At 53.1% G+C, this 26981-nt stretch carries 25 protein-coding genes and 2 pseudogenes; 6 read left to right on the forward strand and 21 right to left on the reverse strand.

Annotated elements, in window-relative coordinates:
- Positions 1-419: 419 nt before the first annotated feature.
- The 4 genes from KIN_RS21735 to KIN_RS21750 all read right to left on the reverse strand — a co-directional run bounded on the left by KIN_RS21735 (position 420) and on the right by KIN_RS21750 (position 2698).
- A complete protein-coding gene (locus KIN_RS21735) occupies positions 420-761 on the reverse strand; it encodes a VOC family protein (RefSeq protein WP_159811141.1) in 342 nt (113 codons plus the stop codon).
- Between the two features lie 16 nt (positions 762-777).
- Entirely contained in the window at positions 778-1236 is a 459-nt protein-coding gene (locus KIN_RS21740) for an SRPBCC domain-containing protein (RefSeq protein ID WP_159811143.1), read from the reverse strand.
- 4 nt (positions 1237-1240) lie between these two features.
- Positions 1241-1564 (reverse strand): ArsR/SmtB family transcription factor, encoded by a 324-nt coding sequence (locus tag KIN_RS21745; protein WP_159811145.1) that lies wholly within the window; start codon positions 1562-1564, stop codon positions 1241-1243.
- 330 nt (positions 1565-1894) lie between these two features.
- Positions 1895-2698, reverse strand: coding sequence for a hypothetical protein (locus tag KIN_RS21750; RefSeq protein ID WP_159811146.1), 804 nt, complete (start codon positions 2696-2698; stop codon positions 1895-1897).
- 371 nt (positions 2699-3069) lie between these two features.
- On the opposite strand from KIN_RS21750, the gene KIN_RS21755 reads away from it, so the two are divergent.
- The gene (locus tag KIN_RS21755; RefSeq protein ID WP_373281695.1) at positions 3070-3876 is read left to right on the forward strand and encodes a prephenate dehydrogenase/arogenate dehydrogenase family protein; all 807 of its coding nucleotides are present in this window, start codon (positions 3070-3072) and stop codon (positions 3874-3876) included.
- A gap of 154 nt (positions 3877-4030) precedes the next feature.
- Here KIN_RS21755 and KIN_RS21760 read toward each other — a convergent pair whose 3' ends face one another.
- From KIN_RS21760 to KIN_RS21785, 6 genes are all read right to left on the reverse strand, one after another.
- Positions 4031-4312: a hypothetical protein gene (locus KIN_RS21760; RefSeq protein WP_159811150.1), complete on the reverse strand. Its 282-nt coding sequence runs from the start codon at positions 4310-4312 to the stop codon at positions 4031-4033.
- A gap of 103 nt (positions 4313-4415) precedes the next feature.
- On the reverse strand, positions 4416-4607 hold the full coding sequence (locus KIN_RS21765) for a hypothetical protein (protein ID WP_159811152.1): 192 nt from the start codon (positions 4605-4607) through the stop codon (positions 4416-4418).
- Positions 4608-4654: 47 nt separating this feature from the next.
- Positions 4655-5776 carry an alanine/ornithine racemase family PLP-dependent enzyme gene (locus KIN_RS21770; RefSeq protein ID WP_159811154.1) on the reverse strand — a complete coding sequence of 374 codons (1122 nt, stop codon included), beginning with the start codon at positions 5774-5776 and terminating at the stop codon, positions 4655-4657.
- Positions 5773-6972 (reverse strand): N-acetyltransferase DgcN family protein, encoded by a 1200-nt coding sequence (locus tag KIN_RS21775; protein WP_174239154.1) that lies wholly within the window; start codon positions 6970-6972, stop codon positions 5773-5775. Before KIN_RS21775 ends, KIN_RS21770 begins: the two co-directional genes overlap by 4 nt.
- A 70-nt stretch (positions 6973-7042) precedes the next feature.
- Complete coding sequence (locus KIN_RS21780; protein ID WP_243145012.1) at positions 7043-7870, reverse strand: hypothetical protein; 828 nt, start codon at positions 7868-7870, stop codon at positions 7043-7045.
- A complete protein-coding gene (locus KIN_RS21785) occupies positions 7860-8213 on the reverse strand; it encodes a hypothetical protein (RefSeq protein WP_159811156.1) in 354 nt (117 codons plus the stop codon). Before KIN_RS21785 ends, KIN_RS21780 begins: the two co-directional genes overlap by 11 nt.
- A gap of 678 nt (positions 8214-8891) precedes the next feature.
- Here KIN_RS21785 and KIN_RS21790 point away from each other — a divergent pair.
- From KIN_RS21790 to KIN_RS21805, 5 genes are all read left to right on the forward strand, one after another.
- Positions 8892-9782 (forward strand): serine hydrolase domain-containing protein, encoded by an 891-nt coding sequence (locus KIN_RS21790; protein ID WP_159811158.1) that lies wholly within the window; start codon positions 8892-8894, stop codon positions 9780-9782.
- A 389-nt stretch (positions 9783-10171) separates the two neighbouring features.
- Positions 10172-10849, forward strand: a complete 678-nt coding sequence (locus tag KIN_RS21795; protein ID WP_159811160.1) for a response regulator — start codon at positions 10172-10174, stop codon at positions 10847-10849.
- On the forward strand, positions 10846-12186 hold the full coding sequence (locus KIN_RS21800) for a sensor histidine kinase (RefSeq protein ID WP_159811162.1): 1341 nt from the start codon (positions 10846-10848) through the stop codon (positions 12184-12186). Before KIN_RS21795 ends, KIN_RS21800 begins: the two co-directional genes overlap by 4 nt.
- 83 nt (positions 12187-12269) lie before the next feature.
- Entirely contained in the window at positions 12270-12407 is a 138-nt protein-coding gene (locus tag KIN_RS22270; RefSeq protein WP_174239155.1) for a hypothetical protein, read from the forward strand.
- 51 nt (positions 12408-12458) lie between these two features.
- The gene (locus KIN_RS21805) at positions 12459-12794 is read left to right on the forward strand and encodes a NirD/YgiW/YdeI family stress tolerance protein (protein ID WP_159811164.1); all 336 of its coding nucleotides are present in this window, start codon (positions 12459-12461) and stop codon (positions 12792-12794) included.
- Positions 12795-12862: 68 nt separating this feature from the next.
- Here KIN_RS21805 and KIN_RS21810 read toward each other — a convergent pair.
- The 11 genes and pseudogenes from KIN_RS21810 to KIN_RS21855 form a co-directional block, all read right to left on the reverse strand.
- A pseudogene (locus KIN_RS21810) lies at positions 12863-13565 on the reverse strand (IS6 family transposase).
- 661 nt (positions 13566-14226) lie between these two features.
- Positions 14227-15015, reverse strand: coding sequence for a hypothetical protein (locus tag KIN_RS21815; RefSeq protein WP_159811166.1), 789 nt, complete (start codon positions 15013-15015; stop codon positions 14227-14229).
- Entirely contained in the window at positions 15008-15463 is a 456-nt protein-coding gene (locus KIN_RS21820) for a hypothetical protein (protein WP_159811168.1), read from the reverse strand. Before KIN_RS21820 ends, KIN_RS21815 begins: the two co-directional genes overlap by 8 nt.
- On the reverse strand, positions 15460-18381 hold the full coding sequence (locus KIN_RS21825; protein ID WP_159811170.1) for a GAF domain-containing protein: 2922 nt from the start codon (positions 18379-18381) through the stop codon (positions 15460-15462). Before KIN_RS21825 ends, KIN_RS21820 begins: the two co-directional genes overlap by 4 nt.
- A gap of 420 nt (positions 18382-18801) precedes the next feature.
- The gene (locus KIN_RS21830; protein WP_159811172.1) at positions 18802-19794 is read right to left on the reverse strand and encodes an AAA family ATPase; all 993 of its coding nucleotides are present in this window, start codon (positions 19792-19794) and stop codon (positions 18802-18804) included.
- A complete protein-coding gene (locus KIN_RS21835; protein ID WP_159811174.1) occupies positions 19791-22004 on the reverse strand; it encodes a TnsB C-terminal domain-containing protein in 2214 nt (737 codons plus the stop codon). The genes KIN_RS21830 and KIN_RS21835 overlap by 4 nt, the downstream gene beginning before the upstream one ends.
- Positions 22001-22759: a hypothetical protein gene (locus KIN_RS21840; protein WP_207710162.1), complete on the reverse strand. Its 759-nt coding sequence runs from the start codon at positions 22757-22759 to the stop codon at positions 22001-22003. Before KIN_RS21840 ends, KIN_RS21835 begins: the two co-directional genes overlap by 4 nt.
- Entirely contained in the window at positions 22756-23808 is a 1053-nt protein-coding gene (locus KIN_RS22505) for a hypothetical protein (RefSeq protein ID WP_243145013.1), read from the reverse strand. The genes KIN_RS21840 and KIN_RS22505 overlap by 4 nt, the downstream gene beginning before the upstream one ends.
- 471 nt (positions 23809-24279) lie before the next feature.
- A pseudogene (locus KIN_RS22740) lies at positions 24280-24759 on the reverse strand (TniQ family protein); the annotation flags it as partial.
- 168 nt (positions 24760-24927) lie between these two features.
- Positions 24928-25164 (reverse strand): helix-turn-helix domain-containing protein, encoded by a 237-nt coding sequence (locus KIN_RS21850; RefSeq protein ID WP_159811178.1) that lies wholly within the window; start codon positions 25162-25164, stop codon positions 24928-24930.
- A gap of 481 nt (positions 25165-25645) precedes the next feature.
- The gene (locus KIN_RS21855) at positions 25646-26824 is read right to left on the reverse strand and encodes a HEPN domain-containing protein (protein ID WP_159811180.1); all 1179 of its coding nucleotides are present in this window, start codon (positions 26822-26824) and stop codon (positions 25646-25648) included.
- Positions 26825-26981 lie beyond the last annotated feature (157 nt).

Genomic DNA, 26981 nt, shown 5'->3' on the forward strand with positions numbered 1-26981 from the left:
GTCTGGGTTCCATCGCCATGTGGGAAACATATGCGAAGCTGCGCAATAGGGATACAGACCGATGTTCGATGAATGCCGAACGATTCCCGACATTCGACGCAAATGCGAGATGCGGAAAATTGGGCTCACAGCCGACTTTTGCGAGTGCAGCGGCCTGCAAACGGGTGAAGTTTCGCGCAAACGAGCGGTTATGCGCGACTGGAGCTGGTCCAAAGCCGTCCTGAGCCGTGTCGATTTTTCCTGAAGTTTTCTGACTGGGCGAAGTCGCTGAACCTGCTTGACGTAGATGCGGGAACAGAATCCACCGTTTTTGCCGCCTTATCTACGTTCCTGCCATTCGTTCATCGCGCGGCGAAAGCTATTGAAGAGCCCAATGTCACCGATGCTGCGGACGGCACGAATGGCCGGTTTCCGGCCCATCATTTGCTTGGTTCGGCCAAGACAATGACATTTCCGTCCGGATCGCGCATTTGGGCAATGGTCGCTATATCGCCGGTGCTGGTCTCACCTGTCTCAATGCCAACAGCATGAAGCCGCCTCAGTTCTGAGGTGATATCGTCGACAGTCAATGTCATGCATCCATGCCTTGCGTCATGCTCATTCTCTACAAGTTGAAAGCCCGCGTTGTCCGTGTGGTGCCATTCGTTCAAGCCAGCCATCGGGTTGGTGTCAGGTGATCGTCCAAACAGTCGCGTGAACCACAAGGTGCTTCGCTCCATGTCAGTGCAACTCAGTTGTGCAAATATCTTCACAAGCGGCATATCAGTTCTCTCCTCGTTAGGCGTCCACCGTTACATGCTGCTCCAGATTAGCGAGGGCTTGAGTGTAGCCTTCTCGATGACCACCAACAGCGTCAGCACCGACAAAGGACGTGATCTGGTCGGTCAATGTAAGCGCCGTCTTGTTGTCGCCAATGGACTTCAGATCGAAGGTGATCAACGCGACTGTCAGGACTTGCTTTCCGTCCCAAAGCTCTTCCGTGAACGTAATTTGACGGTCGGGCGTGACGCAATGGTAGATTACTTTCAGCGTCCATCGCAAATCGCCCTTACCACCGCACCGTCCGGTCTCATGCCCTCCTGTTCGCACGTCCGAGCTGTCGATCTTAACCTCTGCGGTAGGCGATGGTGTTGACCATTGCTCCCGTACCGATGTGTCGATGTAGGCTGCAAACAGCCGGGAGGGCGGGGCGTCAAACTCCCGCTCGAAAACGAGTGTTTCGTGATGAATATCCATACGATCAGCCTTTCCCATTATCTTCAACATAGGCGGCAAGATTATCGAGCCGCGCTTCCCACATTCTTTGACGCTGCGCGAACCATCCTTGAAGGTCGCGCATCGTAGGTGCTTGGATGAAGCAGGTCCGAACACGGCCTTTCTTCTGGCTCGAAATCAACCCAGCCCCTTCCAGCACACGCAGATGTTTAGTGAAGGCTGGCAGCGCCATATCGTGTGGACCTGCAAGCTCACTGACGGAGGCGGGACCTTTCAGTAGTTGTTCGACCACGGCGAGGCGGGTGGCGTCACCCAGGGCGTGGAAGGTGTGATGTAAATGCTTATCCATTTGGTTAAGTTATTACCAAGCGCTGTAGATGGCAAGACACTTAACCAAATAGATTAGTATGTGCGTGCAAGACGCATTGACCCATAAATCCTGTATTGAGACGCAAACTTGAAAACCGACATTGGGCCGGTGACGCCGAATGGCAGCAAAGTCCCGCGTAGCTGACCTCCCCTGTGCGGTTTGTCACGCTGCGCCCCCGCAAGTCAGGTTCGAGCCCATTTTTACATATGCTGCGCTGTGCGCGAATGTCAGGTTTTGGGATGACGCCGCAATCAAAATGAGTTGCGCGAAGGTCTGGCTAGTATGCCGATCTGGCCAAATAGGAGTTTCTCAGTTTGAAAGCCAACCCTTTTCCAATGCCAAAGTAAACACCTCGGAATGTTCTCTGAGATCTACCTGCTCGGCGGGCCAGACTGGTGGATAGTCAGACAGTTGGACGGCCGACGGATCGGTGCCGACACGAAGGATTGCACCCTCAAGTTCAAACCCTCTAAAGAAATTCGAGGTTGCAAAATCCGGGCCGTCACGTCGTGCGTGTAACTCAATTCGGGCAAGCACTTTGCTTCGGTGGGAGAGAATTAACCAACGCGTGGTGGCATCCGGTGCTACCTCGACCGCCACCTGTCCTTTCAGTCGGGTTCCCGGAACAAGCCGTTCACCTGCCTTTACCCAAATGGAAAATCCGTTCTGCTCAAAGTTTGCACATCCTTGTTCCCAAGCCTTTATCGGAAAGCCATCTATCTTGCCAAGGTAAAGCGCTGACTGACGGGCGATATCAAGCTGCAAGCGTCCGAGTGCTTCGCGGTCCTTTGGAAAACTGATCAGATCAAGTGGATCGTATGGGAAATCCAGTTCAATCGTCTCGGCTGGTGGTCTAGAGCGCACAGCATTCGGCTCTGCTCCAGCTTGTAACGAGACCCGCACCATACTTGCTGGCGGTGTTCCAACGATTGCTTTGGTTTTGCGAAGTTCAGTCACAATGCAAGTCGACAAGACTGCGAAACGCCGGATTGCGGCCGTCAATTGATTGGCTAGCTTCTGGCCCTCATCGGTGAACGAACCATTGGGTTTTGTTCTTGGAAGCTCAATTGAACCGAGTTCGAAATAGACTTCGCGAAGATACCTTTTTGTCATTGCCCCCCATAGACCGCTCACGCGCTGAAAGAAATCATACACCCGGACTGATAAAAAGCAGTCACTATTCCGCACAAAACAAGCAGCAACTTCGTCAGCGTTGACGTATTCGAGCCGACATTGTTAGTGCTTCACCGCCGCAGGTCCCCTCTGAGCCCAGAGTTCTAGACTTCTGCGCCGCAGCCGATGGCAGCTATTAGTGGTCGTTGACACCTCTCGATTGGATGCTTTATGGCCTATGCCATGATGAAATCGTGCTTCCCATTTCAGGACTATTATCCTCGGCTTCGATAGCTGCGGGTTATTCATCATTAGTTTTCCGCTGCCCCTGACAGCGGTCAACATACAGACGACCTTATGCCGGGCGGCAAATTCAAAGGTCGAGAAAAATGAACAACGACAAAAGTCGACAAACCTTACTAGGCATCGTAGGGTTCGGTGCGTTCGGGCAACTTGCAGCCGCTCATCTCGGTGAGTACTTCGAAATATCAGCGTATGATCCATCACCCGGCCTCGCCAAAACGGCACAGCAGCTTGGGGTAACTCTTTCATCGTTGCACTCAGTATCGCAGGCAGATGTGATCCTTATTGCGGCACCTGTGTCTTCCTTTGAGGAGGTTGTCAGCGAAATCGCTGTCGCATGTAATCCTGGCGCGCTGATCGTCGATGTCGGCTCAGTCAAAGTAATTCCCTCGGAAATCATGCGGCGGCTGCTACCGAACCATATGGACATCGTGGCAACTCACCCGTTGTTTGGCCCTCAGAGTGCCGGACCGGGAATTGAGGGGCTGAAAGTTGCAGTCTGCCCCATTCAGGGAAGACGACATATGAGGCTGGCTGCGTTTTTACGCAAGGCTCTGGGTCTGACTGTCATCATGACGACACCAGATGATCACGACCAAGAAGCAGCAGTCGTCCAAGGGCTCACGCACCTCATCGCCAAAGTGCTACTGAGAATGGGACCGCTGCCAACGCGGATGACAACGAAGAGCTTTGACTTGTTATCTGAGGCGATCTCCATGGTTCAGCATGATGCGCCAGAAGTATTTGAAGCGATTGAGAAGGCCAATCCCTACGCCGAAACCGTGCGACGACGCTTTTTCGATCTAGCCGCCAGTTTGAGTATCGAACTCGAGGCAGCCTCGACGACAAAGCCACACAACGAAAGCGGGCATTGATGGAACGGCACTCAAGGGGCAGCTTTGGTCCGATAGCCGTCATTCGCTGCGACTGTGGCAATAGCCAAATCTCAAGCCAGCTCGGCCCACTTTCATTGAATTGTATCTCGGGTTCGAGATGCGTTGTGAGCAGAGTTGAGGCTAGATAAGCAACCTAATAATCATCAAATTCTGGGACATTCCCGAGCCTGACCAGGAAGCTAGGTGATCCGACTTCGCCACTGTTTGGGTCTTCACTAATCATGTAGGCATCAGCACCGGCGCAATCTTGGGACTGGGCTTCCCGTTCAGCTCTATTTTGGGCTTCTGCTGCCGTTGAATATTGAAATTGCTTGCCAATCTTCAGGCTCGCCTGCCCGTCGCGCCCGGTCTTCTGTTCCAAATATGTCTGACAGATATAATGAACTTTTGCGGTACTCTCGACTGATTGCGTCATGGGTAAATCCTTCGCGCTTGTTGTTGCGACACTGAAGCTTGAAAGGAACGGGCAACGGATGCGTTGTCGGTATGTGGCGGCCTTGGGTGAGCCTGTCCTAGCATTACCGCGACGGCTTTGTCGGAGTGCCGCCTTCTCGTTCGAGGCGCGCGGTGCGGAGACGATTGTTCTTGGCTTGCCGTTGCTCGGTCTCTTCTTCGGCCATTTTCCGAACGATGCGGGTTGTCTTGTCCAACGGCGTTTCCACAGTCGGATTTTGTGCTTTGAACACGCTTAGTTTTGTCAGCTTGGCCAATTGATGTTCTCCTCATTGGTTTTGTCGACGCATTGGAACGAAGTCGTTCAAACCAATGCCAGGTGTCTGCTTGGGCTTTGGACATCGCGTGCATTTGGCGCGGGCCGGTCATTGCGTAGGTTTGTCTGAATATCCGGGGCGGCCATGGCGCGCATCAAAGCGCTATAGTTCATCTGAAACCGCATTTCCGATCCAACGCCAAGCGCCGGATCTTTCGTACCAACGACAAGATGATCGCTTGTCGCGCCGATATGAGTGTTTCCTGGTGGCATCGAAAGCCCCGCCACATCCGTGTCTTGGTTTCCAATGGCAAGAATGATCCGTGTGGTTTCTGAGGCGTCAGGGACGAGCCGAATTCTTGCCAAGATATGATCGGCGCTGCCCACGAGTGGACGCACGGACTTGGCATCTGTCTCGATAACTTCTGCGACAAGCGTGAAGGCGTCCCGATACATCCCACCAATCTGATCCCCTGTGATCGGATCGACGCCGAGCAGTATTGCTTCCCCAAGGCGTAAATCATTGATCCGGCCAGTAACGCGCGCGTCAAACACCCAAGACAGATTTGCAGAATTGCCGCCAGATATTGTCTGAAGGAATGGGCCACACTGCCCCTCGGTATCATCGGCAAGAACAGACAGGGCCTGCATTTTGGCAGCCGTCGGGGCAATGCCGCTCAGACAAGCGAAGTTGGCCCCAATGCCTTTCAGCGCCACACCGGGCATGTCCACCACCTGCTGTCCTATATCGCCAAGGTCGCGTGGCATGATCCCCTCGCGCAGATCACCCATTTCGACCATCAGGATAATGCCATGAACCATGTTGTGCCGGAGTGCAGCAGCGGCCAACGCTGCGATCACGGTTATTTCTGTGTTGTAGCTGGCCTCACAGATTTGCACGACGTCATCGACCTGGCTCAGCATTGGTGTTCGGATCAAGGTGATCGGACATACAATTCCTGCCTTGCGTAACCGCTTCACATTGCTCAAGCGCGCTTCTGCCAGACCCTGTGCGCCACCGTAGAGCATCGCGCGCGCGATGGCCGGATGTCCGCGAACAGCTTTGGTCACTGCGGTCATACGAATTCCGCGCCCCTTTAAGCGCTCGGCAATCGTCCGCGTATTGTGGCATATCTTGTGCAGATCAACGTCTATGCGAGGACACTTCAAATCGTGGCCATCGACATTCCTTGCCGCAGGCCGGGATGCGCACCAACAACCATTTCCAACAAATGTGCCGCTGGTCGGCTGAGCGCGTCGGTCACGGGCAGACCGAGTTTATCAGTCTGTCCAGCAATAGCGTCTGTAATCTCCGCTTCGGACATCCCTTCGTGATTGAGCGTGACGCCGATGACCTTGGTATCAGAAAATGCCTCGATCAACGCGATCTCGCTTGCCGGAGTGGGCATTGGCATGTCGGGAAAGTCACAGCGATGGGCGCGTTTTGGCGCGTGCTGAAGGATGACAGCGTCCGGCTGACTGCCGCGCAGGATAAAGGCTGATGTACAGAACGCCGGGTGGCTCAACGCACCTTGGCCCTCGATCAGAATGACATCGGGTTGCTCAGCTTCTGAGGCTACGACAATCGCGCCCTCAAGTTCGCCACAGCAGAATTGGGGCGGGATGGCATCCATGGCCACACCATATTTTGCGCCCTGCATCAGACCTGTCTGGCCTGTGCCAACCAGCACAGTCTTGATGCTTTTTGCGTTCAGTGCACGGGCTAGGACCGTCGCGGTCGTCCGCTTTCCGATGGCACAATCGGTCCCAAGAACGGCAATCCGCAGCGCCGCGACCTTTGCGACGCTACCATCGAACAAGCGCATGTCTTTGCTGGGCTTGGGTTTGCGGATGTCGCGGATGGTGACTTGTCTTTCCGAGGCCGCTCGCAGAATTTCGGTATCGTCGCTCAGATATTCATGCAGACCACTGACAATATTCATCCCCCGCGCGATCGCATCCAGCACGACGCTACGATCAACAGTCGAAAGCCGCCCGGTGGAGGGGGCCATTCCATAGATGAAGGTATCAGGCATTGAGGTCGCGTGGGCGACAGCGGCATCTAGGTCTTTAAGAATTGGTATACTATCGGGCACGTCATCAAGAACCTGCCCGGCGTTCTCGCCGCTTTGGGTGCTGTCGATGACAGAGATGATCCTGTAAGCTTCTGAATGACGCACAAGACCGTTGGCCGTCTTGCCATCTATTTTGGCAAAGTTGCCCTCGCAATAGACAACCGCTGTCGGCTGAGCGGTGATCTGAGAGAGCGAAGATGATCGTGGCGGCGTATCATCGATCATAGGAGGCGCTTGAGCACCTCTGATGGGACGGCGAACGGTATCTACCGACTGGATTTCGGTTTTCATCGTATTTTCCTTCTGATGGCCAGGCCGTTGCCCGACGGAGTGCTGAAGCAGACGTCTTGGTCCGACGGCCTCAATTTTTGAGACGGCACAGGCCCTTCGACTTTTGGAAGTTCCGGTTGCAATCCCATCGGTTTCCAGACCTGTCGAGATGGGCGTTTGCGGGGATGTCGATCGCTTTGCAGCCTGCAACGGAAGCTTCATAGCCCCTCTGGCATTTCCATCCCTTGCCATAAGTTGCATCGTCAAAATATGCGAACTCCGGAATGACTATGGCTTGGCAAAGACCGTCTTGTTCGAAATACCCGCGTTCGCAGGTCCACGGCTGGCCATAGCCAGATCCGTTCAAAAACCCGTTGATCGGAACCGCAATGGCATTGCAAAGATTATCTACCTGCTCGAATCCGCGATCACATTCCCACCCGGACCCATAGGATGTTTCCACCAGATAGCCATTTTCGGGCACAACGACCTCTTGGCAGGTATCGTCGATCTTGATAAATCCGCGCAAGCAGTGCCAGCGTTTGCCAGAGGGGTCCAGGAACCCGCCATCGGGGACAACCACCGCAACACAGCCCGTTTCATCGACCTCGCGAAAGCCATGAAGACATTCCCATCCTTCGCCATAGGCGCGGTTTGTCTCATATGCGTTTTTTGGGACCACAATTGCTGCACAGTTGTCTGCAATGAGCCGATACCCGATGTTGCATTCCCAACCGTCCCCATAGCTCTTTGCGCTGGCGTTTTCCGGCATGGTTTGGGCAAAGGCAGGGATTGCAAGGAGAAGCAGAGCGAAGATGGGCCCCATGAAAACGACCCAAAGTATTCGGGCGTCCGCCAGCATAGGTGTCACGCAAACTGCTTGTGACGATTGCAGCAGTGTTTTTGAATTATGATCCATCCAGCTCAAGCCCCGCGGAGCAAGCGTCTGCAAGGTCACGGTCTGGCGCGTTCGAGCCGGGGCGGGTCGCGCAACCTGTCTCCATCATTGCATTGCGGCGGCCAAAGCCAGAGCGATCCTGAAGAAATGCGGGCTTTTCTGTGTGTGTCGGATCAGCCGCTGAAATATCGGGGCACACGGACACCATCGCCAAAGGCACTTCTTCAGTTGCCATGTCCTGTGCCATGGTTTGGGCGCTGCCATTCGTTGTCCAGCCCCCCCAAGTGAAGCCGAGGATAGAAATCGGAATCGCGCCACCCAAAGCACCGTAGATGCCGGGTTTTGTCCATTCTGGAAAAGTCATTCTTTATCCTTTCACGGAGAAAGTGCCGCCTCACTGTTTTTGCTGACAAGACGTTTTGTCAGAGCCGTCTCTGAGTGGTATCTATCGACATGGCGCAGCTCATGTCCGATCGTAATTCATGGTTTTTCCTGCTGCCAAAGCGAATAAATCTGACGCATGCCGATACGGTCGTCGCGACAACGTCGGCAACCTTCCCAAGCGTCAGATCCCTGTTACGGCATGCGACAATTGAATTTTGATGTAGATGATTGCAGTCGGCTCTAGCAGGCGATGCGCCTTTGCCGAACAAGACCACAACTTTGTAGTTAGTACTTAGTGTCTTTGCGCCTGAACTACAATGCAAGCTGACCTGATCTTGTTTCGAACGCCGCCTAAGGTTGCGAGATAAGGGGCGCGAACGAACCTTCGGTCTTGTGTTGCCGCAGCTCGCCCGAAAATGCGATGTCTATTTGACCTCTGCCAAATGCAGACACTAAGTGCGCTCGCAGCATCAAGCATTCTGGGCTCTTCGATAGGCTTTGCCGCGCGATGAACCAACGGCAGTACCCAAATCGAAGCCGCAAAAACGGTCATTGAGCCGGTGGCACAAACGCCTAATATTGGCAGATTATTCGCCATCTCCAAGATCGGGTTTGCACCCAAATTGACAAGGTTCCGTGGATCACAAACTCTGCTGGAATGAATGATCAAGAAATAAGGACGCATTGGATTTCTACGTCCGGTCGCGAAGGCGGGGACGCAGATCAAGATGCGCTTTTCCCCTACTGGAGTTTTTCAAAAACCGCGATTGCGATCTGCGCACTCAAGTTGGTCGAAGCACAAGTCTTGACTTTGGATGCCTTGCTTGAAGACCAGCCGTTCACGCTTCGCCAGCTACTCGGTCACACTTCTGGTCTTCCTGATTATGGATCACTCAGAGAATACCACGCGGCAGTTGCACGAGCAGATGAACCTTGGTCACACGAACAGTTGCTTGATGCAACGCTGTCGCAAGGTGCCCTGTTCGCGCCGGGTGACGGTTGGTCATATTCCAACATCGGTTATTTGCTCATACGGGGCTTGATCGAACAGAAAACGGAAAAGCCGCTTGGGGACGCCATCTCCGAAATGATTTGCAGGCCTTTGGGCTTGGAAAGCGTCACGTTTTGGGACAGTCTTGACCAATCTGCTGCACTTTATTGTGATGCTGCCACTGGCTATGATCCGAGGTGGGTCTACCATGGCTGTCTAATTGGATCGGCTTCGGACGCATCACACTTGCTGCACGCTCTCTTCACAGATGATTTGCTCAGATCGGACACGCTGGCGGAGATGCTGAACCGACGGTCGTTCGGTGGTGCCATTCCCGGTCGTCCATGGACAGAGTGCGGGTATGCCTTGGGTCTGATGTCGGGTGAGGTTAGCGGCGCGGGACGAGGTATTGGACATTCTGGCGGAGGACCATTCAGCGTAAACGCAGTCTATCACTATCCTGACTTAGCCGATCCGATGACGATTGCCTGTTTCACAGATGGGACAGATGAAGGAGTCGCGGAGTTTGCAGCCGCAGAAATAGCAAATCAACAATGATGGGTTCGGCACAAACGGTCGAGTTTTGGCGCGTTCTGCACTGCGGAAGACGTCTGGGTTGTGGGATTCTTGACCAACGTTGGTCTGGCCGCCTCATGTGACAAAACCACTGTGTGCATCATAGATTTTGACAACGGGTTTCTGCCCGACCTTACCCATTCGTCGCCTTTCAGGCGCGCAATGGACGAAGCGCTAAGCATCACATTCTGCGCACACACTGATTTGACTTCGGCTTTAAGTCGTCACGCTATGGTCAGGTTACGCAACGACAAAAGCCTTAACTTGTCTCATCTCAGCGCGGAACCGTACTCTGGCCTAGCAATCATGCCATCCACAATTGCCCTCACTATACAGCCACTGTGCCAATTTGTTTGGAGGATCATTTCAAGATGCGCGTCTTGCTTATTGAAGACCACATGCCTTTGGCGGATGCTGTCAAGGATGCTTTGCAACGTGCTGGCTTCACGATTGATCATGTCGGCACGGCTGAAGATGCGCGCGAAATAGCAAGATTGGCAGATTACGCGCTGGTGCTTTTGGATCTTGGCCTGCCCGATGACGACGGGTTGCGACTGTTACCGGATTTACGCCGCGATGGCCGGGTGCCGGTCATCGTGCTGACGGCACGGGATCAGTTGACAGACCGTCTGGCGGGTCTGGATGGAGGGGCGGATGATTATGTGGTCAAACCGGTCGAGATGCCAGAACTTGTGGCGCGCTGTCGGGCGGTGTTGCGGCGACCGGGAGATCGGTCTGACAAATTACTCCGGATTGGGCCGCTGGAACTGGATACGGCTGCGCGCAGTGTCACTGTGAACAGCACGCCTTTGACCCTCGGGCGCAGGGAGGTGGCCGTGTTGGAGCAATTGATGCGGGCAACGGGTCGAGTCGTCGCGCGACGGGTCCTCGAAGAGGCGATCTATGGCTTTGACGACGAGGTAAGCCCAAATGCACTGGATGCTGCGGTTTCGCGGCTGAGACGCGGTCTCGAAAAAGCAGAGTGCACCCTCCCGATCGTCACGGTGCGCGGAGTTGGGTGGATGTTGCCGCGAGAGGCCACATCATGAACAAGGACGCGCCCTCCCTTGCGCGACGTCTGACGCGGCGACTGACGATAATCGCTGCGGCTGTTGTCGTTCTGAATATCGCTATTGTCGGAATCTACTATGGGTCCGATCAGCGGGAATTAGAAAATGAGGCCCTGATCCACGAAATCGAGCGGTTGCAAGTATCTATGGAAGGCACCTCCATTCCACCAGATGCAGACCTGCGATCCCTTTATGCGGACCACCCCGCCGCCTATGCGTTTGCGGTGGTGGATCGCGGCGGCGCGGTTCTGGAGGCGACGAATGCCGAGTTGATCCCGCCCTTTGCCCTCGATGTCTATGCAGACGATTGGGTCATCCGGCCTGGCACCGCTGCCAGTTCCCTGCGCATTGCGGGGCGTGAGCTTTCCGAGCGAACAGACGGTGTTCGGATCGTATTTGTCATGGCCTCTGACCCTGCGGACCTGATGAGGGCGGCGTTTCTGCGCGAATTCTACAGGCACGTTGCCTTACCCGTGTTGCCCATGGCGCTTGTTCTGATCATCGCCAGCGCGGTCTTTCTGCGGCGCGGTCTGGCGCCGGTGGCCGTGGCCGCAAGGTGGGCCCGCTCCATAAAGCCCGGCACAGACGTGCCCCCGCCCTCAATAGATAACGCCCCTGCCGAGGTCGCCGATCTGGTGGATGCGACCCAGAGGGCGCTAAACCGGCTCGACCAAGCCCTCGCCAGCGAAAAACGCAATGCAGCAGAGGCCGCCCATGCCCTGCGCACCCCTGTCGCAGTTCTTTTGGCACGGCTGGACGCGTTGCCACCGGGCGAGACAACAGACCGCCTTCGCTCAGACCTCCTCACTTTGTCGCGCACCGTCCAGCAGGTTTTGGCCGCGTCGCGCACAGAGGCTGTCGACGTGCCGCAGGACGCAGCGATTGACCTTTCCGAAGTGGCCGAAACGGTCGTCGCGGGTCTTGCGCCGTTTGCCCACGAGAAGGACGTTGATCTTGCGCTGTCATTGCCCGAAGTCCCGGTTCTGGCCAATGCCGACGCAGAAGGCGTCGAGGTCGCGCTGTCAAACCTCGTCGAGAACGCCATTCTGCACGGCGGTCCGGGATCGGTTGAGATCACGGTCGGGCCGGCTCCCGCAATCTGCGTTCGCGATCACGGTCCGGGCGTCTCCTTATCGGCCACGACCGAGCTGTTCAAACCGTTCTGGCGGGGGCCAGACGCGGTTCCGGGCGGCGCGGGTCTCGGCCTGGCAATCGTGGATCGCCTCCAGCGGGCGCAGGGTGGCAGGATCGTGGTCCAGGCACCCGTGGATGGCGGATGCGCGTTCATTCTGACCTTTCAAAATCCGAAAACCTGACATCCCGTCAGACTGCTGTCAGACAGACCCTCCATATCTTGTCTCATCGGGTCATGGAGACCCATTAGAACAGGAGAAAAACAATGAATGATTCGAACAAAGTCGACCTGCGCGAAGCTGGTGCGTGGCTCTCGGGCGAGATTGAAATCCGGGTGCCAAAGGCATGGCTGGCCATCGCAGGCGTTGCCATCGCGGTTCTTTTGATTGTCGCCCTCGATTAGTCAAACAGCGACGCCGACCAAACACGCCATCTGGAGTTCAGGAGAAAAAGAATGAAGATCATTGCAACAACCGCACTGCTTGCAGCCCTTGCCACGACCCCGGCTCCGGCCAACCAGGTCACCGCCATCGTCGATGCACAACGCGGCACGATGGTGACGGTGCAAGGCACTGTCGAGCGTATTACGGACGAGGACGAATTCCGTCTCGCCGACGCAACCGGCTCTATCCGCATCTACGTGGGGCCCAACTGGGTGCCAGCTAACGTGGGCGAGGAGGTCACCGTGAACGGGTTTGTCGATGACGACCTTGGTCCGCGCGAAATCTATGCCCGTACGCTGACGCGCGCCGACGGGGCGGAAATCACCTTCGACCGCCGCTACGAATGACCAAGAAGGCAGACGATGGCATTGCCAACTTGCGGACTACGGCTTGAGTGTTTTCCGTTGGGCATCCGTCAGGCAACCATTTCGAGCGTATAGTCGTTCCAGAGATCAAAGGCATCGGATCGGGATTGGCGGTAAAGGTCGGCGGGCATGTTGTATCGGCGGGGGCGGAAGACAACGTTTATCTGATCGTGAGCGGCAAGAAATCTCTGCGCTTGCCTGGGTGATTTGAACCGCCCCATAGCTTCTCGCGTTTCCGGGTCGGTCGACGGGATCCTTCGATGCGATTGTTCAGGCCCTTGTGCGCCCGGTGATCTGCGCCACCCGCCAGGCTGCGGATCGGCTTGACGTGGCTCCGAAGCTTATCCGTAATCACGACCCGAGGGTCGCCGTATCGACCAATGAGGCGCCTCAGAAAGCGGCTTTCGCGTTTCGCTGTCTTTGGACCAGAATATCGAGAACATCACCATTGGCATCGACCGCACGCCAAAGCCAGAACTTCACGCCGCCAATCGGGATCACGACTTCGTCCAGGTGCCACTTGTTGTTTGCGGCGGGACGATCTCGCTTGATGCTATCGGCAAAATGCTGTCCGAAACGGTTCACCCATTTGCGAACGGTCTCCCGGCTGACAATGACACCACGCTCGGCGAGCAGATCTTCGACATCTGCAGTGCTCAACGCGAACCGATGGTAAGTCCAGACGGCGTAGGCGATGATTTCGCGCGGAAAACGAAAGCCCTTAAGGCGTGGCATTTCAGTCGGTGTCTTCATGGCGGCCACCTAAACCAACTCACAAACCGACAACAAGTTGGCAATGCCGACGGGGGCCCTGTCTGCGCCCAAAGGCACCCCATGGGATTACTTCTACAGCGCCGGGCGCCAAGCCCGCGCCCAAACGTAAAACGGCTCGAAATTCGAAATGGTGGTAGCCCTGTGGTAGCCACGCAGGACAGAAACATCCGATGAAAACGTCTAAATCTTTGTGTCAGTTTCTCATAAGAGTGCAGCTTTCTCTTTCCCATTGAGATTTGGAAGAGTTAACTATCTGAAAGAATGTAAGAAAATTGAGACACGTTTATGGTGTACTCATAAGTCTGCTGAGCTTACCGATAACCCTGCAAATCCGTGTCACGAACCACTGAAAGTCCTTTACTATTTGTGAACTCTTATATCGTGAAAAATGTCGGCTTCGAGCTCGGCTGCACCTTAGTGAGCTCGCCGAGAATGCGTGGTTGTCCCTCTAATCTGTCAAAACTCGATGACCGCACTCAAAAAAGATCTCAAGTTTGCAAGGGACAGTTCTGAGAGCGTTTTTTTTATGGCGCTCTTGCACCTACCGAGCGAGCGTGCGGGACTCTCGGAAACCATCGTTTTCGAAGCTGGGCTGAACGTGGAAGTAATACATCTATTTGGTAGATTAAACCGATAACCGCTACTCTGGCTCGAATGAATCCGGGATTTGATGCGTCTCCCGAATGGACTTTGACAAACCCGCCCATGTTTCTCGATTACTCAGTGTTATTATCTTTCCCTGCCGCTCTACTAGCCACAAAAATCTATAGATTTCGATTGCTGTGGAAAATGCGAGACGCGGTAAGAGTTCCTTTAAGTGGACAAGACTGGCATGAACGTTGTCCTGATCTGCACCCGCCAAATTGCGAAGAGTTCTTTGGAGGTGAAAAACTGACGCCAGCTCGGAGTTTGAGATAAGCGCATCATCTCCACCAACGTCATTGTTTAGATATGCAGCGAGAATTCTGCCTGACTGAGCATCATCCTCATCAAGGAAACGGTACAAGCGATCCGACGCATTTGAAACGCTACTATGTATCATCTGGCTAACCTGTTGGAGGTGTTGTTCTTCCAGATCTTTCTGCATACCCGTTAGTGTCTCGTTGATCTCCTTCCTAATAATGTCCTTTTGATCATCTTTAATCTTTTGGAGCTCACGTAGCTTACTAGCTTCATAAAGTGCAACGACGATAGGCAATAACGCGGCAAAAACCGTCAAGAATACAATTGCATTTGCGATCTTGCTGTCGATGCGTTCGACAGCCTTCCAAGCCGCATCCTGAGCTTGCGCGGCTACCGATGCTCCTTGACCAGCTGGAGTAGCGTTTTGGGCTGAGAGCCCATCCGGAAAAGCAATAACAAACCCAACGGCAACCAATGCAACGTAAACCACAAATGTAGACAGCAGAAATCTCGATCGTTCACTCATCTGATCTCTCCAAACCACGCAAATACTGAATGAGCGCTTCAAGGTCCTTTTGATGGTATTTTCTAAATATCTTAACTGTCGCCGGGCCTCGCTTATCCAATGCCTCAACATCTGACAGTAGTGACTTCTCCAACGTTCTCTCAGTTAAGAAACATATAGGCACATCAGCAAGATCTGAATCGGGTGAACGAAGCACTCTGTCAGCAAAGACATACCCTGCATGATTGCCACTAAGGGTGGGAGCATCTTTGACACCCAAGTCGGAAAGATCGCGCACGCCTTGCAACATTATGTCAACCAAGAAAACCGACGGCTTGAGGTCATCAATATCTATGAGGTTCATCACCGCCGAAGGAGACGGTAAGATCTCAAAGTCGATTTTCTCCCGCTCAAATGCTATTCGCTCTGCTGCGACTGTCTGCATTCGATCTTCAAGCCAAATTATCATCTTCTTCTGCGCCCCACGTTCTTCATTTCAAGGCGCAACTCATGCCACCCCAGCTTCTCAGAGTCTTCGTCCGTCTCGATCAACGGAACAACATATTTTAATTCCATACCCCAGCGTTTAGCCATCTCGATTGAAAACCTTAAGCCTAGCCCGCTTCCAGAAAAATCCTTTGCTTCGGAATACCACGCCCGCGCCCCACCGAACTCAATTTCGTCGGCGTCTGCCGAGCTGAGTCGGGGTGCAAGGTTTCTTATTACCATTGAGTAGGTTTTGCCGTCGCTACTTGGCTTTACAAAGTATGACAGCGATGGAGGTGAAAAATCATACTTCATTGCGTTGTCGAAAAGATTGTTGATTATCTCAATTAGGACGGTTTCGGGCACAGCAATTGCAACCGAGCTATCCAAAACCTCTCGTGGGGGTAACTGCAGTCGGTTGCGATAAAGAGTATTGTTACCAAGTGGTTTTAAGGATTCGGCAAGAGCCAATCGAAGCCGACACGGTGTTCCACCCCAAAGCTCGGGTCGTGTCTCAAATGGCTCTTCTGCATTTTTTCCACCAGCTATCGTTACTGCGCTAATGCGCAACTCCTTCAGGTGCTCGGAAATGTCCGATATTGCTTTTGGTAGGTTGTCTGAGATAGCGTTCGGCCCCACTATTTCATGCGCAGGAAAGGTCCGCTTCAACGCGTTCAATACTTCCCTATCTTCTCGTCTGTAAGGTGTGTTTCTCTCACGGCTCAGTGCCAGCTCCGCCCGTTGAATGAAAGCTGGCAAGAGCTTGTACATATCCGTTGCGCCGAAAAGTGGGTTCAGCATACCAAGAACAAGCTCACCGCCATTCAACACTCTGTCGGTTCGAGTTTTTACAGTATGTGCGATGTATGCCCGCTGCTCGGCGACCTCGAGGTCTTGCAGATGAATTGCCTCAAGAATTACTGAAAGCTGCAGGCTCAATGTTCCGACCAAAGCCAACCATTCCTCTGGAAACTCGTCATCATCCAACGAGGACACAAGCACACTAGCAAAGCATAAGCCGCCCTGACTCCGTACTGGGAACACCATTGCTGCCCGATGGCCCTCCTGCGCCAGTGGGCCGGACATTTCCGGAAACCCTTCCTCTTCGAAATCGCCTTTGCCGATTGTTCCGCTTTTCCAAGGCACTTCGTCTGAAATACATTTGGCTGAGATACTGTTTCCGCTCGTCAGCTCAAAACTTTCTGCGATGTCCGGCGGGTACATTACGCCAGCATGAGCGGCTTTCTCGAAGAGTGAGGTCCGGCTCTCGTGTTGTATGTACAGCCTCGCGGAGCTCGCGAGAAATAGTTGTCTCACGTGATCTAAGACACTATTGTACTTGGCATCTGATTTTTCTTGCGACACTGCGATCCGACTCATTTCACGGAAATGAAAGAGCACCCACTGATTGTAGAACACTGGTGTGACCGTTCTGGCCAGTTCTGATAACCAGCGTTCCGCATATTTAGGAAGCTGAAAACGGTGCTTTCCTATGACTTCAATTGTTCCCCAAATCCTTCCACGTGAAATGAGTGGGACAACCAAAACACTTCTTGGTTTTATGTTGATTGTTGAGATTTCAGCGTCATCCGCCTCTTCGAGGAATACAGTCTCACCGGAATCAACGCATCGATAGTTCGCAGAGCGTCTCCTCCTCTCGGGGTCCTCCGCAATCATCGCCATGTGCTCAGACTCAACCCTCTCACTATCCTCAAAATAGTCATACGCATAAAATGAACCCAGCGGATGGAGATAGCCTAATCTTGCTGCAGACATCCCATTGGGGGTCTCCCCCGGATGAAATCGGTATACGATGCAGCCGTCAGCGGAGAAAAAGTCGGCGACTTTCCGAGCAAAATTAGAGAAGTCTACTTGCCGTTCAATTCCATCTGGGCTTGCAATTGTCGTCCCCGCGAAACGATCTTGCAACCAAAGTCTCGTTACCAACAGACGCTCAAGGAAATAGGTATTCCGAAGAGTCCTATAGTCATCACAATGCCTAGACCAATCAACCTTGAAATCACCAACAGGTAGAGTACGCGGCTCAACGTCAAAACTCACTTCGAGCCCAATTCTAGTGTTGCCCTTCGAAGTACTCGAATTAATGGTGAGAATAGCAGAAGCGTCGCCAAAGCAACGGATAGCAATGCCGGTGCTATTTAGAGGGAAAACTGTTTTTTCCTCTGGGCTTGCCTCGCCGTGCTTACGTATAGCAAAAGAGATAAGTTTCGAAAAGGCTTCGACGGACGCAGCCGAAACCTCGGCGAGGTTTAGGTCGGAAGCTGTGATGGCAGAAAAGACTCGATAAACAGACTCAGACCTGTTTTCGAGGTCAGATCTTAGGATTGGAGCTCTTTGAAAGATTAGTCTATCAGCACGCGATTTCGAGAACGCTTCTTGACTTAGGGAGGCCGTCTTTGGATCAGAGAACTCCCTATACATCGCCTCCAAACCGGAGATCGCTTTATCTCTGCGGTCAATCTCCGAAAACCGTTCAGTCCCATTTTCACACCGGACAAGCACCGGGCCAAGAACTATGAAAATCCCTTTGATTTCTGTCGGTACTATAGCTGTATCAAACAGCCCATCTATCGGAGAAGCTGCCTCAAGTATCGCGCACTGCTGTCTCGAAAAATCTGTCTCTGCGATCGCGCTCGCGATGATACTGTCTTCTCTTCGCCTGAATTCTTCAGAGCCACGACAGATTTCAACGAACGGGCTCTGAAACGACCTTGACAGCCAAGAAATTGTTTCTTTTTCGCCGCCTTGATCTCCGACTTGTACCAGTGAGATTGATAGATTGTGGGACCAAGATATGCCATCCAGCAGCGGCCTCAAGAAGCGGGTTTCGATCTCGCCATCATGATCTTTGGTCGTGATCTGGTCCCAAAGGCTAGACAATTAAAACACTCAAACAGCCAATTTTTTCAATCCGTATGAGCAAGTGTAGGCAAATTTCCTATTTGGTCAACCGTACTAAATTGCTAATCTGATTGTGGCTTCCTCCCCGAAGGTTGAGGTTCTGTAATGGGCGAACGCCGCTGCAACTAAGTTCCCATCAAGCCGCCTTTGGAATGATTGATCGCTCTGAGTTCCGACTACGGTTTTGGTGTCCGGCCTTTTACATCGGGCACCTATCCCACTGGCACCTCATTGGTCATGCTCGGGTCATCTTACAAAATTTGACAATGGAAACGTCCCAATACCTAGGATTGCAAATCCGTTGAGCAGTCAATCGTGCCAATCCTTTTATCCGAGCATAAGGCCGGACGTTGTGGCAACGGCAGGTTTAAGCGGCGACAACGACATTGATTAAAGAAGCTAAAGAGCATCCTTTCCCTTTCTTAACCAAGCGGACAGTATGGCCTCGCCGTCAAAATACTTATCATACTCGTTGATCGAGAACGGAGACATTCGTGGACTTAGCTCCTGAGTTTCGGTGAACGCACGGCAGAAGTGGGCAGACGTTATGGAAGCCTCCTTTGCGCCGGCGGCTTCGACGAGGGCATCAAAAATAAGGTTGATGACCAAGCCCCAACGGTTGGAGCACGCAAAGGCCAATCTGCGGAAGAAGTCGGAGTTGCTCAGATCGGTAAAGTCCACTTCGACCCGGTCCGCGTAGGCGAAGCAGAGTCTGTTGAGCTCTAGCAAGTCTTCTTCGCTGCTCGGGTCGATCTCATGATAAGTAACGGTCTTGACCAGATACCGAAGCTGCTCCTCCCTCATGATAAACTCTCGAAGCTCGTCCACACCAGAAAAGATCAGCATGAGCGGCCAACTGGGTTTCTTGAGCAGAGACTTGAAGCTATCGATGAGAATGTTCTGGGCCTCGGCGGACTTGTCTTTGAAGATGTGTTGGCACTCATCGTAGTGGATGCACACCACGCCGTGTTCTTGGGCATGTTTTGCAACCAGGTTCCAGATCACATCTTGATTTGCGTTTTGCGGAACCTTGATTGGAAAGCCAAGTTCTATCAGCGTGCTCGAGCCGAGCATTTTCCAAGTCACGAGGCCGTTTAGTGTCACCCTGATCATCTTTGCGGTTCTGCCATCGGGCAGCGCAATCTGAGCTGAATTAAACTCTCTGCTCAATTGTTCAAGGTCAGCTGTTTTCCCCACCCGAGAAGGCCCAATCAATAGTAGTGCGAACGCCTCAAATCTCCTGCCACCTTGATCCCGAATGTTTGCTCGCGTCAGATAATCGGTCACAATATTCGTGAATGCTCGCTCCAAGCGACGGGTTCTCGGGAACTCATAGTGAACCGAAGCAAGTCGCCTTAGGATCGCAGCCCTTTCATCATCGACGAACTTCACTTGAGGTTGCCTTCAGATTTAGGGCGGCCAAAGTGCCTCTTCTCGGTGGCCTCCGATGTCGCGAGTGGTTCATCTTTATCGGTGTCGATTGGTCCATCGAACCCAGATCCAACCTTGAATATGCCACCAGTGGAAGACGGCGAGGAAACCTCGCCAGGCGATGCTGTACCAGACAGCGGTTCCTGCCGAGCATTTCGAACCTGAATGATGGTTTGAGCCTTTGTCTCTGCTTCGGCGATCGTCATGAAGCTTCTTGGCAGCTTCTCTTCGAGACCCTTCCTTTTAACATCGTCGTGGCGCCTCTTGCGAGCTTTCAAAAGGCGCGTCTCGTAGTCAGCTGCGCCATCGGTCGGTTCCGAACAAGCGTAGGCCTGAAACTCTAGAGCCTCTGCCACAGTCAGGTCACTCATCATTGTCCAAGTCAGCTCACCAAGAACTGGCTTGTCATTTCCCTCCTGCAGAACAGTCACTTCGTTAACGCAATCGGGATCCGAGAAGACGGTGACCTTCCGTTTCTTGCTTTCTGCTATGACCTGTATCGCTGCGGACGAGTAAGGAAGACCAAAGACCATCACGCCCTCATGAGTGACTGTAGCCTCGGAGCGCCACCCCAAATGGATGCGACGTGTCATCTCGGGGATTGCCGCCACACACCCGTAATTGTCATTGGCATAGTTGTAGGCTTCAATCGGACGCATACCGCGCATCGTTGAACCGCCATGTCGCCGGAAAGGGTATTCGTCTACGAAGTAGCGGGTTATGATCCCAAAAAGCTCATCCGCGTCAAATACGGCGTTCTTTATCGGATCATAGCCCTTCAAATGACCCGCTTTCCGGCCCGTATATCCATGAATGAGGTTGAAGACCTGGCTTTCATTAGAACCGAAGAAGCGTTCGATGTAAGGTCGGTCTCCAGAATGATAAGATCGACAGTCGACTGATTGAGCTAAGATCCCCATCGTCGCCATCTTTACCGGTCCGTTTCGCAAGCCTGCGCCATTATCCGTCTTAACTGCGAGGAGACCCACTGCAGGCGCCGGATCAGACTCGCATTCGTACAAAACTCTTTCTTTCGTCTTGTCTCTTGTGGCCATTCGCAGAACGTCTAGCGTCGCCTCGTGACCAGGGTTGTCGGTTAGGGTCCACCCCAGGGGCAAGCGGGTAGCAACATCGAATGCAACGATGAGCCAAAGCCGGGTGGCCAAGATCTTCTCAATCTCCTCGACTACGCATTTCTCTTCTTTTGAAAATTTCTCCCACCAGCCCTTCTCTTTGCACACTGTCATTAATGAGAGACGACATTCGTCGAGCTCAATCTGTTCGCCAAACTTTAGAGCATGTGTTTCAGTCAAGCCTCGCAAATGGTCGTTTTGCGCGGCTCGCTTCCCATCGCGGGCAACAGCGCAGGCAGTTGGACTTATTTTCTTGGTCTCCCGACGTACCGTTTGCTGCGATACCATGTTGAACGGCGCCAGGCCAATCTGCTGACGTCGTTCATTTTCATCCATTAAGAGCGTTTCCAAATACGCATATGCCGCTGCCGGGGATGCACCTTTCTTGTCCATGTAAATTTCGTCGACAGCCTGTCGGATGAGCTCCCACATGCGGGGGCTGACGCCATGGTTTGAACGATTGCCTTTTAGGTGATCTTTGTCCGCCAGTACCAATTCGTCGCAATCATGGTCGTAGTAGCGTTCGCGGTACTTCCAAATTGTGCGGCCACCAGGCACGAAGTTGGCGTCTCGGCGTGATCCTCCTCGTACCTTTGACTGTTCAGCTCGCAACCAGACGATTGGACGGGTCGTATAGATCTTCTCAGCAAATTCGATGACACGAAGCACTACCTCTTTCTTGTCTAACGCAGCTTGATATATGGCGACACCTTCAGCTTCGATTGCATCGACTCCCAAGATGAGTGCTTTGCGAAAATCAATCTGATCACGGCAAGCAGGCGACAACGTGTCTTTGTAAAATCGCTTTCCAGCTCGGAGCGCGGTTGCGGCACCAGACACAGACTGAATAAGCTGCGCTGCCGCTACGCCCGGTATCTTTAAGAAACTCAGAACTTCGTTGATGTTCCAGATGCAGTGTGTCCCCGCAGTTTCATTGAAGACGTCGTATGTTCCATCGTTGCGGCGCTCAATACTCCTCGTCTGTCCAGCAAGAATGAGCTGCGTACGATCTTCAATCGTGTAGTTTGGTTTCTTCATGCTGAAGCCTTCCAAACTCTGGAATGGTGACAAATCACGTTGTCCAGATTTGCGCCTAACTGCCCGTTAGCGAGCAATCTCAAACAAGCATCGAAGATTCGGGCTCTCGACAGGTCGACAACCTTACTGATGTCGGACATGCGCCAGAGTGCGGAAATGCCCCACAAAGCGTCAGTGACGATATGATCTGCAATCGGGTCCGGTTCAAAGCAAACGGCCCGGTGCATGCGGCGCAGGTTTTCGCGGCGCGGTCTTGAATAGGTGTCCGCCTCTACGACGGCAAATTCGTGTGCTTCGGACGGAGGCGTCGCCAACCAAATTGCTTCGATCTCTTCCTGAGTTTCAGGCTTCCGCAAGCTGGTGCGGTTCCTCACAAATACAAACCGCCTTAGGCCGTTTCTGAAAGTCAGACGCAGATCAATCGTGTGCTTGCGTTTCCGACCAGCAGGATACTGATACGCGAACTCAACCGGCTGAAACTCCACATCGTAAATGTCAGGTGAAATCAACGCTTCTTCGGCTACTGCCGCCTCAGCGGCACTCTCCGCAGCGCCAACTCTTGGCATCCAGTTGTTTGCCTCTGTTTTGTAGGGAAGCATGACCTTTTGAGAGGTGCTACTGACGGAGATTGGATTCCGGACCCCCGTAAATGGCAGCACGCCATGGATGGGCCCCAACTCGATCTTACCGGCTGATCTGGTCTTAGGTAGACCGTATGCCCAAGTATCATGATCGATTGTATTTTCATCAATCATCGGCGCTCTCCCGAAAGGTTGGGCTGCGTCAACAATTGAGGCCGAGAGGTGGTCCGAAGCTCGTTGTCGAGCCGCGTCATCATCGCTTCGAATTGTTGATTTCCTGATCTGACCCTGAAGCCGCAATCAGCGATGTCAGAGCGATGATAGATGAGGCTGTACTTTGGGCTTTGGGTGAAGGGGATCAGGTCTAATCCTCTAAGCTTGGCGTAAATCGCTTGGCCTTGGACACCTTCATCAGCTGCGATCAGGCCGAGCGTGACATAACTCTGTACAAACTGTTTCAGCGAGCCGATTCCGACCATCCCGATAGCGCGCCTATGGCGACTTCGCTTGATGGTTTTCATTTCAAGAAATCCCTCTTCGACGAGAAGTTTCACAGTGCTGTCGTTGATCCGTAGAAGCGCTTTAAGTTCCGTCTTCGTGATACCGGTCCACGGATCAAACGGGAGCGCTTCCCAGACCTCTTCGGGATCTGCAAATATGCTTCGGAATCCTCTGTCCGATGCATCGCTACAAAGCGATTGGATCTTGCCGCTAGCCACCAATGCTTGCAGTTCTTCGATCGGGCATTTGGTGCGAATACAGAGCGCCAGTAAGTCTTCATAGTTGCTGGGGATGCCAGAAACTGTCTTCGCGTGGCGTTTGGTTTGATTCAGAAGTTCGAGGATGTCGGAGGGGTGGTAGCAATGTGCAATCCCAGGAAGTTCAAACTGAGGCCGTAGCTTTTTTGACCGGTGCAGACGCTTGAAGGCGTCATAGCCGATTCCAAGTCTGGCGGCCGCCTCCTTGGCCGAAAGGCACTCCGCAAACCTTTGAATTTCTGAGCCATAGCGGTCTATCGGAAAAACCATCCCTTTACCGATCGAGCCCTGAGGCAAGTCATTGGCTCGAAGAAACCTCTTTAGCCGAGGGCTATCGACACTAAACTCACGCGCTGCGCTAAAAAGTCGATGGATCTTACGCGCAGTGCGCTTGCGCCCAAACACTGCCTTGTCGACAGGGATCGGGTAATGTGCAAAGGCAAAGGCTGACAAAGTATCCAGCAATACAGCCAGCCTCGGACTGCGATGATCCACCCTCGACAGCCAAGCAGAAATAGCGCCGAAGTCCTTATGGAAGTTTCGCCGGCCCGTTTCTGATCTGACCGCGATCTCTTCAAGTAAGTCATACAAATCTGCGGCAGATCTGCCTGCTGCATCAAAGGCAACCTCTTCGCAGATCGCAAGCTCATCATCGCTCAGCCTGGAAAGACGGGCGTCTGAGCCATGCTCAAGAACCGCACCCGTGGCCCGAAGGAACTTTAGCGCAACATCCAAATCGAGTTGATCAATCCAACGGTTGGGAACCGCGCCTTCCAAGCGCTGAATGATGTAGTTTTCAATCTCGAGGCAAGCGCCGTCCTTCGCCTCATGAAGTGATTTGGGGTCGTACGAAGCTTTGTGGTCGAACAACCTACCTGCGAAATCGTATGGTGATCGGGGGTACGCTGCCCGCGGCAGCGTGATGAGATTGAGCTTATGGACAGGGCAGACACGAAAACTCGAAAGCTGCCATTCAGCACGACCGTATGCTCTGTGTTTGCCATTGCTGAGATCTGCCGCAATGCACGCAGGGCACAGCCTTTGATCATAGCGCTTTGCAATTTCTGACGAAAGGACTTGGCCATTCACACGGTAGATATGATGACTGTCCAATCTGACGGCAAATTTGCCTAGCCGTTTTGCATCGACACCACAAAGGTCTGAAAGCGCATCAATGGATGCTGGATCACCATTCACTAGCGAAATCCATCTCATTTCGAAGAACCGGCAAAGGTCCTGCGTATATTCCAGTCCGTTTCGTCTGGTCAGGCGTGAGACGTAAGACTGTAGAGTTTCGCGGTCATAGAGCGGTACCGTAAGCGCTAGTATGCGACCGCTCGGTTTGATTGTCCCTGTCAGCGACAGGCTATGTCCGCCACGATGTAATGTCGGATTGAGTTGCGTGCTCATTCTCATCCCCAATGTCTTCGTCAGGCGTTTCGGCAGCCCAAAAGGGCAGCCAAACACTTGACTGCGTCTGCAAAAACGGGGATGAAGGAATAGAGAGATGGGTGTCCTCGATGCCCCGAATATTTGAAGAACTCAAAGGTTGCCGCCTTTGAGTTCTTTTCGTTTGGGCCTAACTCATGACCGGCCCTCCCGTGTGGTCTGATAGCGCTCTGGCCACAGGTCGCTTGGCTCGCAATCCAATTGCCTGGCGATCTCGTTCTCGACCAATGCGCTTTTGGTCCGTCCTTGGCAGGTTGCCGTGACGTGGGACTTCGACTTCTTCAGTGTACGGCTGATCATTCCAAGAGAGACACCGCGCTCATGTAAGCGCTCAATGATCTGCTTGTGGCGGTCTATATTTAGTACCAGCAAGGTCAAATACTCCCCAAGAAATGCCGTTCAGCTACACACCTGAATTCTTGATTGCATGGAGATGATTCGTTGCGCAAGAACTTTCTGTATTGGGTTCCCAGCTCAACAAAGACAGCATAAGTTAATAATAAAAACAATAATTTACGCTATGTCTGGCATGGCCAAAGTAGCGCATCTTTTTTCCTGGCGGAATACTCGCTACCAACCCATTGAATCTCTTCGGATTGTTCATCGCATGATCAGCCCGGACGCGAACCAATAAAGGATGTAGCACTATATGTAGTAGCTGACCTTCATCACCTGTCATCGAGTTACTGCGAACCGCCAGAACTTTAGTTAGCGATTCCCGACATTCTAGGATTAGCCCAAAAGGGATGTAGATCAGATAGGTATCGACTGGGGCGTAGCTTTCGCAGAGCGAGCGTTGGCTTTCTTCCATAACCGATCTGCCCAATGTTGGCTGAGTATGCGAGCCGTTTGCTCACTGGATGCGTTTCAAAAGCGCTGCACGAGCTATCAGTTCTCCATCCTTCCAGGCCCTTCCTGCCTGACTGATCAGGCGTCTGCGTTTGTCATCACGCGGGCCGTGTATGATGGCTGAACGAACCTTGTAGAAGTGCCTCACCTGCTCCTTGATAACTGTCTTGTTTTCATCGTCTGCTGCTAGGAGGTCGGCTGCCGCATTCTCCAAGTCTCGACTTAGCGATCGCCCCCGAGGTTTGAACAAGCGCTCAAACACAATTGCCAAGTCCAATACCTTGTCCTCTGAGGAGAACCGCCCATCACGCCGATGGGCTTCGGCAAGTCTATGAATGATCGGAGCCATGTCTGGATACTCGGTTTCTCGCCTGCGCGCGAAGAGGTCTTTGATTACTTCGATCTGCGCCGCGTCAACTGCCGGGGTCTTTTCAAACGCTGAGAACAAGTGGCTGATTGAACGGCCGCTATGGGTCTGGGCAGAATCATGATGTGAGCCGAGTAGGCCACTAGCGCGGCGTGGAATGCATCCTTCAAAAGTAGCTAACCATGAGATGCGACGGCTCAGATCCACTGAAAGTAGATTGGCCAACTCGTCCGCCCAACGATGAAAAAGTGGGGGAAAGTTCCGTGTTTGTGTGTTTGGGGGATTGTGCAAATCTCCAAGCCTTGGTCTCCACGGAAACCTTCGAGCAATCCCAAACACGGGCTCCAGACGCCGCCAACTGACCTGTTGCGCAGCCACGTCCTTGAGCCATTCGAGTTCAATGTGTGCAGACAGCTGTTTGCAGGGTATGAGCGCGTACCCCTCTCCAAGTTCGACTTCGCTTTCAATGCAGATCCCGTGATACACGGCGACATCTAGCGCCTCACTTAGTGAGTTTTTCTGACTGTTATCGTCCTGCTCGATTGGCAGTTTCAGAAGTGCATTCAGATCGCGAGCTGGATCCATGAAGGGCTCCTTTGATCCCGCTTTCTGTGCCTCCATTAGCCCGACAATCAATTGGCTCAGGGTCGTCATTGACGTGCGGTTCAAAACACCGACCTGAAACTCGTCTCGACCCAGGTTGTTGCCCAACGCGCGCGAAATTGTGGGATGATCTCGAAGAACCCCACGAACCGGGTCAATTGCAGCCTTCAGCTTCTTGAAATGATCAGTGTTCTTGTAGCGAGCCTCGAACAAAGCATCATTGTACAGTTTCTGGATGGCATCGCTGGGATACGGTGTCTCGTCACGGCCGTTTCGAATGATCCGTGTGTAGCCGCTTGCGCTGAAGTACCAGTCCAAGAAAGGTCGCTGTGCCCGTTCAAGGTTGTTGAGAGCACTTGAAAGTCGCGTC

This window comes from Litoreibacter roseus (genome assembly GCF_009811795.1).
In the GTDB taxonomy this organism is placed as follows: Bacteria; Pseudomonadota; Alphaproteobacteria; order Rhodobacterales; family Rhodobacteraceae; genus Litoreibacter; species Litoreibacter roseus.

What these genes read in the sequence shown, in the direction of transcription:
- KIN_RS21735 (WP_159811141.1), bottom strand. Translation starts at nt 761, where the DNA reads ATGCCGCTTGTGAAGATATTTGCACAACTGAGTTGCACTGACATGGAG.
- KIN_RS21740 (WP_159811143.1), bottom strand. Translation starts at nt 1,236, where the DNA reads ATGGATATTCATCACGAAACACTCGTTTTCGAGCGGGAGTTTGACGCC.
- KIN_RS21745 (WP_159811145.1), bottom strand. Translation starts at nt 1,564, where the DNA reads ATGGATAAGCATTTACATCACACCTTCCACGCCCTGGGTGACGCCACC.
- KIN_RS21750 (WP_159811146.1), bottom strand. Translation starts at nt 2,698, where the DNA reads ATGACAAAAAGGTATCTTCGCGAAGTCTATTTCGAACTCGGTTCAATT.
- KIN_RS21760 (WP_159811150.1), bottom strand. Translation starts at nt 4,312, where the DNA reads ATGACGCAATCAGTCGAGAGTACCGCAAAAGTTCATTATATCTGTCAG.
- KIN_RS21775 (WP_174239154.1), bottom strand. Translation starts at nt 6,972, where the DNA reads ATGAAAACCGAAATCCAGTCGGTAGATACCGTTCGCCGTCCCATCAGA.
- KIN_RS21780 (WP_243145012.1), bottom strand. Translation starts at nt 7,870, where the DNA reads ATGGATCATAATTCAAAAACACTGCTGCAATCGTCACAAGCAGTTTGC.
- KIN_RS21785 (WP_159811156.1), bottom strand. Translation starts at nt 8,213, where the DNA reads ATGACTTTTCCAGAATGGACAAAACCCGGCATCTACGGTGCTTTGGGT.
- KIN_RS21790 (WP_159811158.1), top strand. Translation starts at nt 8,892, where the DNA reads ATGAATGATCAAGAAATAAGGACGCATTGGATTTCTACGTCCGGTCGC.
- KIN_RS21795 (WP_159811160.1), top strand. Translation starts at nt 10,172, where the DNA reads ATGCGCGTCTTGCTTATTGAAGACCACATGCCTTTGGCGGATGCTGTC.
- KIN_RS21800 (WP_159811162.1), top strand. Translation starts at nt 10,846, where the DNA reads ATGAACAAGGACGCGCCCTCCCTTGCGCGACGTCTGACGCGGCGACTG.
- KIN_RS22270 (WP_174239155.1), top strand. Translation starts at nt 12,270, where the DNA reads ATGAATGATTCGAACAAAGTCGACCTGCGCGAAGCTGGTGCGTGGCTC.
- KIN_RS21805 (WP_159811164.1), top strand. Translation starts at nt 12,459, where the DNA reads ATGAAGATCATTGCAACAACCGCACTGCTTGCAGCCCTTGCCACGACC.
- KIN_RS21815 (WP_159811166.1), bottom strand. Translation starts at nt 15,015, where the DNA reads ATGAGTGAACGATCGAGATTTCTGCTGTCTACATTTGTGGTTTACGTT.
- KIN_RS21820 (WP_159811168.1), bottom strand. Translation starts at nt 15,463, where the DNA reads ATGATAATTTGGCTTGAAGATCGAATGCAGACAGTCGCAGCAGAGCGA.
- KIN_RS21835 (WP_159811174.1), bottom strand. Translation starts at nt 22,004, where the DNA reads ATGAAGAAACCAAACTACACGATTGAAGATCGTACGCAGCTCATTCTT.
- KIN_RS21840 (WP_207710162.1), bottom strand. Translation starts at nt 22,759, where the DNA reads ATGATTGATGAAAATACAATCGATCATGATACTTGGGCATACGGTCTA.